This window comes from Streptomyces sp. NPDC001832 (assembly GCF_040297265.1).
In the GTDB taxonomy this organism is placed as follows: Bacteria; Actinomycetota; Actinomycetes; order Streptomycetales; family Streptomycetaceae; genus Streptomyces.
This window is the reverse complement of the sequence record NZ_JBEOYU010000005.1, coordinates 40,393-56,078: the sequence shown is the minus strand read 5'-3', so window position 1 is coordinate 56,078 and position 15,686 is coordinate 40,393. Positions and strand designations below refer to the sequence as shown.

At 69.0% G+C, this 15,686-nt stretch carries 13 protein-coding genes and 1 pseudogene; 7 read left to right on the top strand and 7 right to left on the bottom strand.

Annotated elements, in window-relative coordinates; genetic code table 11:
* Positions 1 to 2: 2 nt before the first annotated feature.
* From iolD to iolC, 4 genes are read right to left on the bottom strand one after another with little or no spacing between them, the layout of a single operon-like run.
* Positions 3 to 1,892: a 3D-(3,5/4)-trihydroxycyclohexane-1,2-dione acylhydrolase (decyclizing) gene (gene iolD, locus ABT115_RS06255; RefSeq protein WP_351784610.1), complete on the bottom strand. Its 1,890-nt coding sequence runs from the start codon at positions 1,890 to 1,892 to the stop codon at positions 3 to 5.
* The gene (gene iolB, locus ABT115_RS06250) at positions 1,889 to 2,770 is read right to left on the bottom strand and encodes a 5-deoxy-glucuronate isomerase (RefSeq protein WP_351784608.1); all 882 of its coding nucleotides are present in this window, start codon (positions 2,768 to 2,770) and stop codon (positions 1,889 to 1,891) included. Before iolB ends, iolD begins: the two co-directional genes overlap by 4 nt.
* Entirely contained in the window at positions 2,767 to 3,702 is a 936-nt protein-coding gene (locus ABT115_RS06245; protein ID WP_351784606.1) for a Cgl0159 family (beta/alpha)8-fold protein, read from the bottom strand. The genes iolB and ABT115_RS06245 overlap by 4 nt, the downstream gene beginning before the upstream one ends.
* The gene (gene iolC / locus ABT115_RS06240) at positions 3,699 to 4,703 is read right to left on the bottom strand and encodes a 5-dehydro-2-deoxygluconokinase (protein WP_351784604.1); all 1,005 of its coding nucleotides are present in this window, start codon (positions 4,701 to 4,703) and stop codon (positions 3,699 to 3,701) included. The genes ABT115_RS06245 and iolC overlap by 4 nt, the downstream gene beginning before the upstream one ends.
* 132 nt (positions 4,704 to 4,835) lie before the next feature.
* Between iolC and ABT115_RS06235 the strand changes: the two genes are divergently transcribed.
* From ABT115_RS06235 to ABT115_RS06210, 6 genes and pseudogenes are all read left to right on the top strand, one after another.
* Positions 4,836 to 5,759: a sugar phosphate isomerase/epimerase family protein gene (locus ABT115_RS06235; protein ID WP_351784602.1), complete on the top strand. Its 924-nt coding sequence runs from the start codon at positions 4,836 to 4,838 to the stop codon at positions 5,757 to 5,759.
* A gap of 127 nt (positions 5,760 to 5,886) precedes the next feature.
* Positions 5,887 to 6,312, top strand: a complete 426-nt coding sequence (locus tag ABT115_RS06230) for a peptidoglycan-binding domain-containing protein (protein WP_351784600.1) — start codon at positions 5,887 to 5,889, stop codon at positions 6,310 to 6,312.
* Positions 6,313 to 6,515: 203 nt separating this feature from the next.
* Positions 6,516 to 6,713, top strand: coding sequence for a helix-turn-helix transcriptional regulator (locus ABT115_RS06225; protein ID WP_351784598.1), 198 nt, complete (start codon positions 6,516 to 6,518; stop codon positions 6,711 to 6,713).
* Positions 6,714 to 6,750: 37 nt separating this feature from the next.
* A pseudogene (locus ABT115_RS06220) lies at positions 6,751 to 6,930 on the top strand (TetR/AcrR family transcriptional regulator); the annotation flags it as partial.
* 193 nt (positions 6,931 to 7,123) lie between these two features.
* Positions 7,124 to 7,432, top strand: coding sequence for a heavy-metal-associated domain-containing protein (locus ABT115_RS06215; protein WP_351784596.1), 309 nt, complete (start codon positions 7,124 to 7,126; stop codon positions 7,430 to 7,432).
* Positions 7,433 to 7,554: 122 nt separating this feature from the next.
* A complete protein-coding gene (locus ABT115_RS06210) occupies positions 7,555 to 10,032 on the top strand; it encodes a heavy metal translocating P-type ATPase (RefSeq protein ID WP_351784594.1) in 2,478 nt (825 codons plus the stop codon).
* A 497-nt stretch (positions 10,033 to 10,529) separates the two neighbouring features.
* Here ABT115_RS06210 and ABT115_RS06205 read toward each other — a convergent pair whose 3' ends face one another.
* The 3 genes from ABT115_RS06205 to ABT115_RS06195 all read right to left on the bottom strand — a co-directional run bounded on the left by ABT115_RS06205 (position 10,530) and on the right by ABT115_RS06195 (position 14,839).
* Positions 10,530 to 11,819 carry a citrate synthase gene (locus tag ABT115_RS06205; protein WP_351784592.1) on the bottom strand — a complete coding sequence of 430 codons (1,290 nt, stop codon included), beginning with the start codon at positions 11,817 to 11,819 and terminating at the stop codon, positions 10,530 to 10,532.
* A gap of 129 nt (positions 11,820 to 11,948) precedes the next feature.
* Entirely contained in the window at positions 11,949 to 14,249 is a 2,301-nt protein-coding gene (recD2, locus tag ABT115_RS06200) for an SF1B family DNA helicase RecD2 (RefSeq protein ID WP_351784590.1), read from the bottom strand.
* A gap of 77 nt (positions 14,250 to 14,326) precedes the next feature.
* Complete coding sequence (locus tag ABT115_RS06195; protein ID WP_351784588.1) at positions 14,327 to 14,839, bottom strand: DinB family protein; 513 nt, start codon at positions 14,837 to 14,839, stop codon at positions 14,327 to 14,329.
* 325 nt (positions 14,840 to 15,164) lie between these two features.
* Between ABT115_RS06195 and ABT115_RS06190 the strand changes: the two genes are divergently transcribed.
* Positions 15,165 to 15,671 (top strand): DUF6584 family protein, encoded by a 507-nt coding sequence (locus ABT115_RS06190; RefSeq protein ID WP_351784586.1) that lies wholly within the window; start codon positions 15,165 to 15,167, stop codon positions 15,669 to 15,671.
* Positions 15,672 to 15,686 lie beyond the last annotated feature (15 nt).

The following is a 15,686-nucleotide window of genomic DNA, read 5'->3' as shown; positions in this document are numbered from 1 at the left end:
CTTCAGAGGTGGTGGCGTCGGTCGGCGACGTGACGGTCGTACTCTTCCCGGGCTTTCACGGCCGACGGCCGGGTGGCCGTTTCGGCTACGGGAACATCCCACCACGCCTGCGCCGGAGGGGGGCCCGACACTGTGTCTGCCGTTTCGGTCTCGACGTAGACACAAGTGGGACGGTCCGCGGCACGCGCCTCGGCAAGGGCTTCGCGCAGGTCACACACGGTCTTGGCGCGCAGCACCCGCATCCCCAGCGAGCCGGCGTTGGCTGCGAGGTCGACGGGGAGCGGGGGACCGGTGAGGGTGCCGTCCGCGGCGCGGTGGCGGTAGGCCGTACCGAAGCGCTCGCCGCCGACCGTCTCGGAAAGGCCGCCGATGGACGCGTAGCCGTGGTTCTGGAGGACGACCAGTTTCACGGGGAGTTCCTGCTGCACCGCGGTGACGATCTCGGTGGGGTTCATCAGATACGTCCCGTCGCCGACGAGGGCCCAGACGGGCCGGCCGGGGGCGGCCAGCTGAACCCCGATCGCCGCCGGGATCTCGTAGCCCATGCAGGAGTAGCCGTATTCGACGTGGTACTGGTGCACGGAGCGGGCCCGCCAGAGTTTGTGCAGGTCACCGGGGAGCGAGCCGGCCGCGTTGATCAGGATGTCGTCCTCGGTGACGAGGGCGTCGAGGAGGCCGAGGACCTGCGCCTGGGAGGGGCGGGCGTGCGGGTCCTCGGCGGTGAACGCGGCGGTGACTTGCTGCTCCCATTTCTCCTTGGCCTCGGTGTACTCGGTCTCGTAGGACGGGTCGACGCGGTGGTTGTGTGCGGCGAGTGCGGCGGTGAGGGCTTCGAGGGTGGTGCGGGCGTCGGCGACGAGCGGGAGCGCGCCGAGCTTGTGGGCGTCGAAGCCGGTGATGTTGAGGTTGAGGAAGCGGACCGCCGGGTCCAAGAAGAGCGTGGCGGAGGCGGTGGTGAAGTCGGAGTAGCGGGTGCCGATGCCGATCACCAGGTCGGCGGTGCGGGCCAGCTCGTCGGCGGTCGCGGTGCCGGTGTGGCCGATGCCGCCGACATCGGCGGGGTGGTCGTGACGCAGGGAACCCTTGCCGGCCTGGGTGGAGGCGACGGGGATACGGGTGGCGGAGGCGAACGCGGCGAGGGCCTCCTCCGCCGCGCTGTGATGGACGCCGCCGCCCGCCACGATCAGCGGCCGGCGGGCGCTGCGCACGGCCCGTACCGCCCGGTCGAGCTCGTGCGGATCGGGGGCCGGCCGGCGTACGTACCAGATGCGCTCGGCGAAGAATTCCTCCGGCCAGTCGTATGCCTGGGCCTGCACGTCCTGCGGCAGCGCGAGCGTGACCGCGCCGGTCTCCGCCGGGTCGGCGAGGGTGCGCATGGCCTGGAGCGCGGCCGGAATCAGGGCCTCGGGTCGGGTGATCCGGTCGAAGTAACGGGAGACGGGACGCAGACAGTCGTTGACCGAGATGTCGCCGGCGGACGGGACTTCGAGCTGCTGGAGCACGGGGTCGGCAGGCCGGGTCGCGAAGGTGTCCCCGGGCAGGAGGAGGACGGGGAGGTGGTTGATGGTGGCGAGGGCGGCGCCGGTCACGAGGTTGGTGGCACCGGGGCCGATGGAAGTGGTGACGGCATGCGCGGAAAGCCGGCCGGACTGGCGTGCGTAGCCGACGGCGGCGTGCACCATGGCCTGCTCGTTGCGGCCCTGGAGATAGGGCATCGCTCGGCCCGATTCGACGAGCGCCTGGCCGACTCCGGCGACGTTTCCGTGGCCGAAGATGCCCCAGGTGGCGCTGATCAGGCGCTGCCGCCGGCCGTCGCGCTCGGTGTACTGGCGTGACAGAAAGGACACCAGGGCCTGGGCCGTGGTGAGCCTGCGGGTGCGTGGGGCGCTCACAAGGTCTCCTCCCTCCCGTAGAACGGGAGTCTGGGGTCCACCGGCTGCGACGGCCAGGTATCGCGGATCCAGCCGTGGTCGGGGTGGTCGCTGATCAGCCACTCCCGCTGCTCCCCCGGGCCCGCCATCACATTGAGGTAGTAGAGGGTGCGGCCGGGGGCGGCGATGGACGGGCCGTGCCAGCCGTCGGGAATGAGGACCGCGTCGCCGCTGCGGACCTCGGCGAGGACATCCGTACCGCCGTCCCTCGACGGCGACACACGGTGGTAGCCGAGGCCGTCGTTCTCCACCTCGAAGTAGTAGATCTCCTCCAGCACGGACTCGGCGCCGGGGCGGTACTCGTCGTGCTTGTGCGGTGGGTAGGACGACCAGTTGCCGCCGGGGGTGAGGACCTCGACGGCGATCAGACGGTCGCACTCGAAGGTGTCGGCGGCGGCGAAGTTGTTGACCTGGCGGGAACAGTTCCCGGTGCCGCGCAGCTCGACGGGTACCTCCGGCGCGGGGCCGTAGCGAGCGGGGAGTCGTCGCTCGCACTTCGCTCCTGCCAGGGCGAAGCGGCCTCCTGCGCCGGAGGCGATCTGTGCATGGGCGTCACGCGGTACGTACGCGAAGTCGGATACCCCGCTGAACACGCTTTCCCGGCCCAGAAGTTCAAAGATCTCACCTGAGGTGTGCACCGTACAGCCACCGGTCAACGGCAGGACGATCCATTCGCTCTCCCCGGTGACGAGCGTGTGAATTCCGCCCGGCCCCAGCTCCAGCACACGCAGGCTCGACCGGTCCCAGCCGGCGCGCTTCGGGTCGATGTCGAGGGTGTAGGGGCCGCTCGCCGCGCTCCCGGCGCCGAGGTGGTACCGCGATTCGTTGTGCGTCGTCATACCCATTCCCTGCTTGATACCCGGCCCCCGCCCGTTCCTCTCGGCTCCAGCAGGGATACGGCCGTGTCGACGGCTGCGGCCACCTCCCCGTCGGCCGGGTAGAGCAGTGAACGCCCCACCACCAGGCCCTGGACGGTCGGCAGTTGCAGCGCCGTGCGCCACTTCTCGAACGCTCCGTCCAGGTCGTCGCCCACCTCTCCGCCCAGCAGCACGGAGGGCAGCGTCGAGGCCTCCATCACCCGGGCCATGTCGCCGGGGTTCTCGGTGACGGGGACCTTGAGCCAGGTGTACGCGGATGTCCCGGCCAGCCCCGAGGCGATGGCGATCGAGGTGGTGACCGCCTCCGCACCGAGGTCGTTGCGGACGTGGCCGTCCATGCGGCGGCAGAGGAACGGCTCGACGAAGACGGGCAGCCGGTGTGCGGCCATGTCGTCGATCGCGCGGGCGGTGGCATGCATCGTGTCGAGGGAACCGGGGTCGTCGTAGTCGATACGGAGCAGCAGCTTGCCTGCGTCGAAGCGGAGCCGGGCGAGGTCCTCGGGGCGGTGGCCGGTGAAGCGGTCGTCGAGTTCGAAGGCGGCGCCCGCGAGTCCGCCGCGGTTCATCGAGCCGACGACGACCTTGTTCTCCAGTGCGCCGAGGAGCAGCAGGTCGTCGAGGATGTCGGCGGTGGCGAGAACGCCGTCGACGCCGGGGCGGGAGAGGGCGAGGCAGAGCCGTTCCAGAAGCTCGAAGCGGTTGGCCATGGCCAGTTCGCGGTCGCCGACGGCGAGGGAGCCACGGGCCGGATGGTCCGCCGCGATGATCATCAGGCGTCCGTCGCTGCCGACGAGGGGGCGTCTGCGGCGTCGCGCGGCGGCTTCGGCCACGGCCTCGGGGTGGCGCATGCGCAGCTGAACGAGTTCGGAGACCGAGGAGGCCGGGGGCGTCATGGGGTGGCTCCGGTGAGGCGGGAGGTGACGGCACCTTCGGTCAGGGCCGCTTCGACTTCGTACGGGAACGGCATGGCGGACGAGCAGGCGAGCCGGGAGGCGACGATGGCACCGGCGGCGTTGGCGTACCGCATGATGCGTTCGGTCTCCCATCCTGCGAGCAGCCCGTGGCAGAGCGCCCCGCCGAAGGCGTCACCGGCACCGAGGCCGTTGACGACTACGACGGGCAGCGGCGGCACATCGGCCGCCGTGCCGTCGCGGTGAACCGCGAGTACGCCCTTGGGGCCTTGTTTGACGACGGCGAGCTCGACGCCCGCGGCGATCAGGGCGCGGGCGGCCGCATACGGTTCTCGCTCGCCGGTAGCGATCTCGCATTCGTCGAGGTTGCCGACTGCGATGGTGGCATGGGCGAGGGCCTCGCGGTAGCAGGCGGTGGGGGTGGCCGAGATCCCGGGAACTTCTTCTGTGGTGTCCCAGAACATCGGACGCCAGTCGAGGTCGAAGACGGTGATGCCGCCGGACCGGTCGCGGGCGCGCAGGGCGGCGAGCGTCGATGTGCGGCTCGGTTCGGCGCACAGCCCGGTGCCCGTCATCCAGAAGACCCGGGCGGACCGCACCGCGTCGAGGTCCAGCTCCGACTCGTGGATCTCCAGATCGGGGGCCTTGGGCTGCCGGTAGAAGTAGAGCGGGAAGTCATCGGGCGGGAAGATCTCGCAGAAGGTGACCGGCGTCGGATACGCGTCGACGGGCGTCGCCCAGCGATTGTCCACCCCGAACTCCCGCAACTGGTGACGGAGATACTCCCCGAAGGCATCCCGGCCCGTGCGGGTCACCACGGCGGTCCGCCGGCCGAGCCGGGCTGCCGCGACGGCGACGTTGGCCGGTGAGCCGCCGAGGAACTTCCCGAATGTCTCGACCCGGGCCAGCGGCAGTCCGGTCTGCAGGGGGTAGAGATCCACACCGATCCGGCCCATGGTGATGACGTCGTACAGCTCAGGCATATGCATCCCTTCGACCGGCGACCGGGGCGGCTGCTCCCAGGTCTAGCCCTCCCCCGTAACCCTGTCAACGTTTTGTCCGGACATACGGACGAATGATTGACACTCGTCTCCCGGACCGGGAGGCTGGGCCGCATGACCTCCTCCGCATTGGCTCCGGCCCGTATCCGTATCGGTTCGGCACCCGACTCGTGGGGGGTGTGGTTCCCCGACGATCCGCAGCAAGTGCCCTGGCAGCGCTTCCTCGACGAGGTCTCCGCGGCGGGTTACGAGTGGATCGAGCTCGGCCCGTACGGCTATCTCCCGACCGACCCGGTCCGCCTTGCCGACGAGACCCGCCGCCGCGGGCTCACGGTCTCGGCCGGGACCGTTTTCACCGGATTGCACCATGGACCGGACGTCTGGGACCGAACCTGGGCGCATGTCGCCGACATCGCGGCACTCACCCGGGCGATGGGCGCCGGGCATCTCGTGGTCATCCCATCCTTCTGGCGCGACGACAAGACGGGTGAGGTCCTGGAGGACCGCAGCCTCACCGCGGAGCAGTGGCGCAGCCTCACCACCCAGACAGAGCGGCTGGGCCGCGAGGTGCGGGACCGTTTCGGGCTGCGCATCGTCGTCCATCCGCACGCCGACACCCATATCGACAGCGAGGAGAACGTCAGTCGCTTCCTCGACGCCACCGATCCCGACCTGGTCTCGCTCTGCCTCGACACCGGCCACTACGCCTACTGCGGCGGCGACAGCGTCAAGCTGATCGAGACCTACGGCGAGCGGATCGGCTATCTGCATCTCAAGCAGGTCGACCCGGAGATCCTGGCCGAAGTCGTGGCCGGCGAGGTGCCGTTCGGGCCCGCCGTGGCGCGCGGCGTGATGTGCGAACCGCCGGGCGGGGTGCCCGCGCTGGAGCCCGTTCTCGCCGCCGCCCGCAAACTGGACGTCGATCTCTTCGCCATCGTCGAGCAGGACATGTATCCGTGCCCGCCCGACAAGCCCCTCCCCATCGCCCGCCGCACTCGGGACTTCCTCCGCTCCTGTGGCAGCCCGCACCGGGGCTGACACGCCGAGCGGCCCCGGGAAGTGACGTAGTGGCGGTACGCGGTGTTGTCCTCGTGAGAATTCGGTGCGCGGCCCCGGCCGCACCCCACCGCCGCACACACCACCGCCGCACAAGGAGCAACTCACCATGATCCGAAAGATGCTGTCGTCCCGCAGGACGGCCGGAGCCTCTGCCCTGGCCGCGGTTGCCCTGGCCGCCGCCCTCGCCGCTGCCCTCGCCGCTGCCCCGGGCGCCTCGGCCGACGAACACAACCCGCCGCCACCGCCCGGCTCCAGCCCGGTCTGCGTCTTCTACGACGGCGAGGGGCTGACCGTGTACGGCGAGCAGGGCGATCGCGTCTCCCAGGTGCAGTGCATGCTGGCCAACCGCCACTATCTGCCATGGTCCGCGGTCGACGGAACGTTCGGACCGCAGACCCTCCTCGCCGTACAGCGATTCCAGTTGGACAACCCGCCACTCACACCGAACGGCCTGGTCACTCCGGCCACCTGGTCGGCGCTCTGGCACGCGGGACCGACCCGCACGACGCCTCTCCCCTATCCGCCGGCATAGCCGATCGGGTTGCCGAGCTCGCAACCTCCTCGTCACACATGTCTCCGTTACGTGGGTGTTTCGTCACAGGCGCTCGACAGCCCCTCCCCGGAACTCGCTCCCTGTCGTTGCACCGAGCACAGACTGAGTGATCGTCAGCGTCCGTGCTGCAGCTCCCCCGGCGGCCTTCCCGGCTGCCGCTGCGGTGCAGAGAGGTGTCATCCATGACGGACAGAAGGCTCTGGTCCTACAAGGACATTGCCGCGCACATCCAAGTGCAGCCGGGCACCGTCCGCTCCTACCGCAAGCACGGCATCCTCCCATCACCCGACCATGTAGAGAGCGGCAAGCCCTACTGGTACGCGGACACCATCCGCGCCTGGGTCGCCTCAAGACCCGGCAACCGAGGACACAGGGACTGACACCTCCGGCCCCGTACAGCGAGCGACTCCCACCTGCCGCCGTACGGGGCTCACTCCTTCCCTCTTCAAGGGCGGGCTCGACCTGATCATGGCCCACGAGGGCGACGAGCGGGACGCGTACATCAGGGAGCTGAAGACCGCATTGCTCCGTTACCTGGAACCGCTGGTCTGCGACGCAATACCCCCAAATCTCCCAAATCCCCCAAATGCCTCATAGCCCCACACCCCACAGGATTGCAGGGTAAATCGGGGGCAGTAGAGCTCGTGGCGCCGCTGTCCGCGAGCAGTGACCAGCGGCACACCCACGGTTCATACCCCCTGGGGGTATAGTGGAATCAGTGTTGGGGCGCCCGGGTCTCCCGGGATTCCCGACATCACGCCCTTTTGCGCTCGTCGAAGAGGAGAACACCATGACCACCGAGACCCAGCTCCCCCAGGCCACCGGCTCCTGCTGCTCACCCAGCGGCTCCTGCCACGACGGCGCGGACTCCGGCGCCCCGGCGGGCGGGGTGACCACCGTCTACCAAGTGTCAGGCATGACCTGTGGACACTGCGAAGGCGCCGTCCGTGAGGAGATCTCCGGCCTCGCGGGTGTCACCTCGGTGAAGGCCGTCGCCTCCACCGGCCAGGTGACCGTCACCTCCCGGGCCCCGCTGGCCGAGGACGCCGTGCGCGCCGCGGTGGACGAGGCCGGCTACGAGCTCGTCGGCCGGGCCTGAACGCCATCGGAGCACAACCGATACGCCGGATACACCCGTATCGCCCCTATTTACCGCCGGGCCGTGCCGACCAGCAGATACTGGTGGGGTACGGCCCGGTCGGCGTTTTCAGGAGTTCGGACATGCACAGCGCAACAGAGGTCGCGCCCCCGGCAGCGCAGAGTCAGCGAGCCGAACTCACAATCGGCGGAATGACCTGCGCCTCCTGCGCGGCCCGCGTCGAGAAGAAGCTCAACCGGATGGACGGCGTCACCGCCACCGTCAACTACGCGACCGAGAAAGCCCGTGTCGCCTTCGGTCCGGGAACCGACCTGGCGGATCTGATCGCCACGGTCGAGAAGACCGGCTATACGGCGCAGCCGGTGCGCAGCCCCGAACCGACGCCGCCCGCCTCGCCACCGACTGTCGCAAGGGACACGCCGGAAAGCACCGTCACTGTCGCCCCCGAGGACAGCGGCCCGCACAGCGCGCGAGTCCGCGCCGAGCAGCCCACCGGAAGCCCGACCGGCACAGGCACAGGCACAGGCACACGCGCAGGCACAGGCGCCGAAGCCGAGACCGACGCCGACGCCGACGCCGACGAGCGGAAGGCCGCCGACGCCCTCGCCGCACTGCGTCAGCGTCTGATCGTCTCGGCAGTCCTCGCCACCCCCGTCATCGTGCTCGCGATGGTCCCTGCCTTCCAGTTCGACAACTGGCAGTGGCTCTCCCTCACCCTCGCCGCCCCCGTCGTCATCTGGGGCGGACTGCCCTTCCACCGCGCCACTTGGACCAACCTCCGGCACGGTGCGGCCACCATGGACACCCTGATCTCGGTCGGCACCCTCGCCGCCTTCGGCTGGTCCCTGTGGGCGCTGTTCTTCGGCGACGCAGGCATGACCGGGATGCGGCACGGCTTCGACTTCACCGTCTCGCGCGCAATCGGGTCTCCCCTGCAGAGCCTGGAGCTCGGGGAAGGCTCGTCCACCATCTATCTGGAGGTCGCGGCCGGCGTCGTCACCTTCATCCTGCTGGGCCGCTATCTGGAGGCGAAGTCCAAGCGGAAGGCCGGTTCCGCCCTGCGCGCACTGATGCACCTGGGTGCGAAGGACGTCTCCGTCCTCCGGGGCGGCACCGAGGTGCGTGTCCCCGTTGGCCGACTCACCGTCGGCGACCGTTTCGTCGTCCGCCCCGGCGAGAAGATCGCCACCGACGGCACCGTCGTCGAGGGCGCGTCCGCCGTGGACGCCTCCATGCTCACCGGCGAGTCCGTCCCCGTCGATGTGGGCGTCGGCGACTCCGTAACCGGGGCCACCGTGAACGCCTCCGGCCGGCTCGTCGTCGAAGCGACCCGGGTCGGCACCGACACCCAGCTGGCCAGGATGGCGAAGCTCGTCGAGGAAGCCCAGAACGGCAAGGCCGAGGTGCAGCGCCTCGCCGATCGGATCTCCGCGGTCTTCGTCCCCGTGGTGCTGGTGCTCGCAGTGGCCACCCTGATCGCGTGGCTGCTCGTCACGGACGACGTGACTGCCGCGTTCACCGCCGCCGTCGCCGTACTGATCATCGCCTGCCCCTGCGCCCTGGGGCTGGCCACTCCCACCGCACTCATGGTCGGTACGGGACGCGGCGCCCAGCTCGGCATCCTGATCAAGGGCCCAGAGGTCCTTGAGGCCACGCATCGCATCGACACGATCGTCCTCGACAAGACCGGCACGGTCACCACCGGGCGGACGACCCTCCAGGACATCCACCCCGCTCCCGGCACCGACGAGACCCAGCTCCTGCGGCTGGCCGGCGCCCTGGAGCACTCCTCCGAGCACCCCCTCGCCCAGGCCGTCACCGCCGGAGCCACGGAACGCATCGGTGGCCCCCTCCCCACCCCCGAGGACTTCGCCAACATCGCCGGTCTCGGCGTACGCGGCACGGTCGACGGGCACCAGGTTCTGGTCGGCCGCCCGCAGCTGCTCGCCGACGCAGGCATCGACGTCCCCGGCACCCTGTCCGGCGCCGTGGCCGACGCTGCGGCTCAGGGCCGTACCGCGATCGCGGTCGCCTGGGACGGGCAGGCGCGCGGCGTGCTCACCGTCGCCGACGCGGTCAAGGAGTCGAGCGCGGCAGCCGTCGCCGAGCTGCGCGGGCTCGGCCTCCATCCCGTTCTGCTCACCGGCGACAACCGGGCCGTGGCGGACGCCGTGGCCCGCACGGTGGGAATCGACGAGGTCCACGCCGAGGTCCTGCCCGAGGAGAAGGTCCGCGTCATCGAGCGACTCCAGGCCCGGGGGCGCTCCGTAGCCATGGTCGGAGACGGGGTCAATGACGCGGCCGCACTCGCCACCGCCGATCTGGGCCTGGCGATGGGGACCGGTACGGACGCCGCGATCGAGGCGAGCGATCTCACCCTCGTTCGTGGAGATCTCAAGGTGGCGGCCGATGCGATCCGGCTCTCCCGGCGCACCCTGGCCACCATCAAGGGCAATCTCTTCTGGGCATTCGGCTATAACGTAGCTGCCCTACCCCTTGCGGCATTTGGGCTGCTCAACCCTATGATTGCGGGAGCGGCGATGGCGTTCTCATCGGTCTTCGTCGTGACGAACAGCCTGCGGTTGCGCGCCTTCACGTAACTTCCACAAAGAGATTTAGATCACACCGATTTCAGGGTAACCATCCGGCGGGTTCGCGAGTCTAAGAGTGCGATGCCATGGATGTCTTGGGGGACGTCCGTTGAAGTGTCTTGGGGGATGCTTCGGGCAAGCGTTGGCCGGGGCACGTGCACTGGGGAGCTTTGAGCGGCCCTCCCGTGCGTACGTACCCCGGCAGACCGCACTGGAAGTACAGGTGAAAAGCGCAGCTCGCAGTAGGTGAGGAGCGCCCAGGAGCGTCGACTCCCGCAGACGCCCGGCCGGATCCCGTGGGGGGAATCCGCTCCGGGATATGGGAAGCGCCTCGCTGTCGGCCCGTGGGGGGATCGATGGCGAGGCGCTTCTCGCTGTCGGCCCGGCGGTCCGGGCCCGCTTCACGCAAATCGCCCCGACACCGCGCTCTGTGCGAAAGCGCGGTACGCGGGGCGAAGGCACAACCGGCCACAGCGGCCGGGGTCGTGCAGGCGGTGCTACAAGGTTCAGCGGCCCTCGACCGGGACGAAGTCGCGCAGGACTTCGCCGGTGTAGATCTGGCGCGGGCGGCCGATGCGGGAACCGGGCTCCTTGATCATCTCGTGCCACTGGGCGATCCAGCCGGGGAGTCGGCCGAGCGCGAAGAGCACGGTGAACATCTCGGTCGGGAAGCCCATGGCCCGGTAGATCAGCCCCGTGTAGAAGTCCACGTTGGGGTAGAGGTTGCGCGAGACGAAGTACTCGTCGGAGAGCGCGTGCTCCTCGAGCTTCAGCGCGATGTCGAGCAGCTCGTCGGACTTGCCGAGCGCGGACAGCACATCGTGGGCCGCGGCCTTGATGATCTTGGCGCGGGGGTCGAAGGACTTGTAGACACGGTGGCCGAAGCCCATCAGCCGGACGCCGTCCTCCTTGTTCTTCACCTTGCGGATGAAGGAGTCGACATCGCCGCCGTTGGCCTGGATGCCTTCGAGCATCTCCAGCACCGACTGGTTGGCGCCACCGTGCAGCGGGCCCCACAGAGCCGAGATACCGGCGGAGATCGAGGCGAACATGTTCGCCTGCGAGGAGCCCACCAGACGCACGGTGGAGGTCGAACAGTTCTGCTCGTGGTCCGCGTGCAGGATGAGCAGCTTGTCGAGTGCGGAGACGACGACCGGGTCCAGGTCGTACTCCTGGGCGGGGACCGAGAAGGTCATCCGCAGGAAGTTCTCCACGTACGCGAGGTCGTTGCGCGGGTAGACGAAGGGGTGGCCGATCGACTTCTTGTACGCGTACGCCGCGATCGTCGGCAGCTTGGCCAGCAGACGGATCGTCGAGAGGTGGCGCTGCTCCTCGTCGAACGGGTTGTGGCTGTCCTGGTAGAACGTCGACAGCGCGCTGACGACCGAGGACAGCATGGCCATCGGGTGGGCGTCGCGCGGGAAGCCGTCGAAGAACCGCTTGACGTCTTCGTGCAGCAGCGTGTGCTGGGTGATCTCGTTCTTGAAGGTCGACAGCTCGTCGACCTTGGGAAGCTCGCCGTTGATGAGCGTGTACGCGACCTCGAGGAACGTCGAGCGCTCGGCGAGCTGCTCGATCGGGTAGCCGCGGTAGCGCAGGATGCCCTGCTCACCGTCAAGGTAGGTGATTGCGGATTTATACGCTGCGGTGTTGCCGTATCCGCTGTCCAGCGTGACCAGGCCCGTATTGGACCGGAGCTTCCCGATGTCGAAGCCCTTGTCGCCGACGGTGCTGTCGACCACCGGGTAGGTGTACTCGCCATCGCCGTACCGCAGTACTACAGAGTTGTCGCTCACGTCATCCCTCACCGACGTAGTGCCTCTTCTTCGAGGTTCCCTGACTGTCTCCACCCTCCCCCATTTGGCTCAGGAGAGTGCACTCGGGGTCGTCCATTGGACCTACTCGCGGCACTCAGTGCCGCGAGCTCACTCATCCTGCCCCCTCGGCTCTGGTTCCGGAAGGCCTCCGTGATGTTTCCCACCGATTTGATCGATCATTTTTTCCGCGGATCCTCCGCCCTGACCCCCTGACAGCCGGTAATCCAGCGCCGTACAGCGCCTGCCTGCGGAAACTGTGCGGACCGCCTGGCCGATCGCCTGCCGCGAGCCGACCAGCACGACGAGCTTCTTGGCCCTGGTCACAGCCGTGTACAGCAGGTTCCGCTGGAGCATCATCCAGGCGCTCTTGGTGACGGGGATGACGACGGCCGGGTACTCGCTGCCCTGGGAGCGGTGGATCGTCATGGCGTACGCGTGGGCCAGCTCGTCCAGCTCGTCGAAGTCGTAGGAGATCTCCTCCTCCTCGTCCGTCAGAACGGTCAACTTCTGTTCGTCCAGGTCAAGGGCGGTAACGACACCGACCGTGCCGTTGAAGACGCCGTTCTCCCCCTTGTCGTAGTTGTTGCGGATCTGGGTGACCTTGTCGCCGACCCGGAAGACCCGGCCGCCGAACCGCTTCTCGGGCAGGTCGGGCCGGCCCGGGGTGATGGCCTGCTGGAGCAGCCCGTTGAGCGTGCCCGCGCCGGCCGGGCCGCGGTGCATCGGGGCGAGGACCTGTACGTCACGCCGCGCGTCCAGCCCGAATTTGGCCGGGATACGGCGGGCGGCGACGTCCACCGCGAGTACGCCCGCGTCCTCCGTCTCGTCCTCCACGAAGAGGAAGAAGTCCTTGAGGCCCTGAGTGAGGGGCGGTACGCCGGAGTTGATCCGGTGCGCGTTGGTGACCACTCCGGACTGCTGGGCCTGCCGGAAGATCGTGGTCAGCCGGACCGCCGGGACGGGGCTGCCGTCGGCGAGCAGATCGCGCAGCACCTCCCCCGCGCCGACCGACGGCAACTGGTCGACGTCCCCGACGAGCAGGAGGTGGGCACCGGGTGCCACCGCCTTCAGCAGTTTGTTGGCAAGCAGCAGATCCAGCATCGATGCCTCGTCGACGACGACCAGATCGGCGTCCAGCGGCCGGTCCCGGTCGTACGCCGCGTCGCCGCCCGGCTTGAGCTCCAGCAGCCGGTGCACGGTGGACGCCTCGGCCCCGGTCAGCTCGGACAGCCGTTTCGCGGCCCGCCCGGTGGGCGCGGCCAGCACCACCTTGGCCTTCTTTGCGCGGGCCAGCTCCACGATGGACCGGACGGTGAACGACTTCCCGCAGCCGGGCCCACCGGTCAGGACGGCGACCTTACGGCTGAGCGCGAGCCGGACCGCGGCCTCCTGCTCGGGGGCCAGATTCGCGCCCGTGCGCGTGGCGAGCCAGGCCAGCGCCTTGTCCCAGTCCACGTCCGCGAAGGCCGGCATCCGTTCCTCGGGCGTCCGCAGCAGCCGCTGCACCTGGGCGGCGAGGGCGACCTCGGCACGGTGGAAGGGCACGAGATAGATGGCCGTGATCAACTCGCCCCCCTCGGGCGACGGCACCTTCTCCCGTACGACGCCCTCCGGGTCCTCGGCCAGTTCGGCGAGGCACTCGATGACCAGCCCCGTATCGACCTGGAGCAGCTTCACCCCGTCGGCGATCAGCCGTTCCTCGGGGAGGAAGCAGTGCCCCTGGTCGGTGGATTGCGACAGCGCGTACTGAAGCCCGGCCTTGACCCGCTCCGGGCTGTCGTGCGGTATACCGACGGCCTGGGCGATCTTGTCGGCGGTGAGGAACCCGATGCCCCAGACGTCGGCGGCCAGCCGGTAGGGCTGGTTCTTGACGACGGAGATCGACGCGTCCTCGTACTTCTTGTAGATGCGGACGGCAATGGAGGTGGAGACGCCGACCCCCTGGAGGAAAACCATCACCTCCTTGATCGCCTTCTGTTCCTCCCAGGCCGCCGCGATCATCTTCGTCCGCTTCGGCCCGAGACCGGGCACCTCGACCAACCGCTTCGGCTCCTGCTCGATGACGTCGAGGGTGTCGACGCCGAAGTGCGTGGTGATCCGGTCCGCCATGACCGGGCCGATGCCCTTGATCAGGCCGGAGCCGAGATAGCGGCGGATGCCCTGGATGGTGGCGGGCAGCACGGTCGTGTAGTTCTCCACCGTGAACTGCTTGCCGTACTGGGAGTGCGAACTCCAGCGCCCCTCCATCCGCAGCGACTCGCCGACCTGCGCGCCGAGCAGCGAACCGACGACGGTCAGCAGATCACCCGCGCCCCGGCCGGTGTCGACGCGGGCGACCGTGTACCCGTTCTCCTCGTTGGCGTACGTGATGCGCTCAAGCACACCTTCGAGGACGGCCATGTTGGACATGAAGCCGACGCTACTGCGTCGCACTGACAGCCCGGAAACGAGGCCGCCCCAGAGCCCCTGCAAACAGCCGCTGGCGCTCAGACCCCCGTACGGCCGTCGATGCGCTCGCGAATGAAGTCGGCGTGACCGCAGTGGCGGGCGTACTCGCCGATCATGTGGGTGTAGATCCAACGCAGGGTGACCTGGCCGCCCATGAACGGGCTGGTGTCGTCGAGCGACCGGGCGGCGCAGTTCGCCCTGGCTCGCTCCACCTCGGCCCGCCAGATCGACAGCGCCTTTTCGTAGCCGGCCCCCTCGACGAGGTCGAACCCGCCGTCGTGCCCCGACGGGTCGGCGTCGGAGGTGAAGATCGGCGGCGCGTCCTCCTGGACCAGGACCCGGCGGAACCAGTTCCGCTCGACCTCCGCCATGTGCTGGACAAGGCCGAGCAGGCTGATCGGCGAGGGCTCCACGGATGCCTCACGCAACCGGTCGTCGTCGAGGCCCTCGCATTTCTGGGCAAGGGTGGTGCGGTAGAAGTCCAGCCAACTCGTCAACGAGGTCCGCTCGTCGGCGTCCAGGGGCGGCATGGCGCGGTCGGGAGTGTTCATAGGCGACACCCTGGCACGAGGGTCTGACAGCGGCAGTGATCACCGGGGCTGCCGCCGCGCTCACACACGGCGGCGCCCGGGCTGGATGACGTCCTTCGTCAACGGCCACGGAGTCGCGGCTGACCAGCCGACGACCGGCATGGTCTCGTCGTAGAAGCCCAACAGCCCCACCTCCCCCTACGCACGTGCGCCCACGTCGCCGGACCACCCTCTGCCGCAGCGAGTGCACTTCCGACCACGCACAGAAGCTACAACCGGCCGGTCTCCGGGGCACCTTGAAATAATTCATTTACACACATCCGCGGGCACGCCTGATGATGTGCGCATGGCACTGAAAGAGACGCTGGAGCGCGTGGACGCGGACCTCGCCGTGGGACGTGTGCCCATGGCCCGTCAACGACTGCGCGGACTGGTCTCGTCCTACCCGCACCACCCAGCTCTGCGCCGACGCCTGGCCGACATCTACCGGATGTACGGCGACCCGGCCGAGGCCGGCCGGTGGACCTACCTCGAAGAGGACAGGCTTCCGGACGAGGTCGCCGCCTTCGAGAAGAGGTACTGCGACCCGGTGCACCGGATGCGCGCCCTGGCCTGGCAAGGCCCGGAATCGGCAGCCGACTCCCCTTTTACCGAACAGCAGTTGGCAGCCGTGCGGGCCGCCGCCTCCAAGGCCCTCGGCCGCCCGGTCACCTGGAACACCCTCGCTGAGGTACGGGGTGACGCGCCGGAGGCCGGGTCGTTCCGCCGGTCCCTGGCTGCCGTGGGCTGCGCGCTCTTGGCGATCGTGTTCGTTGGGATCTGGGTGAACGGGTTTCTCGACCTCTTCCGCTGACGGCGAATGCCTCGA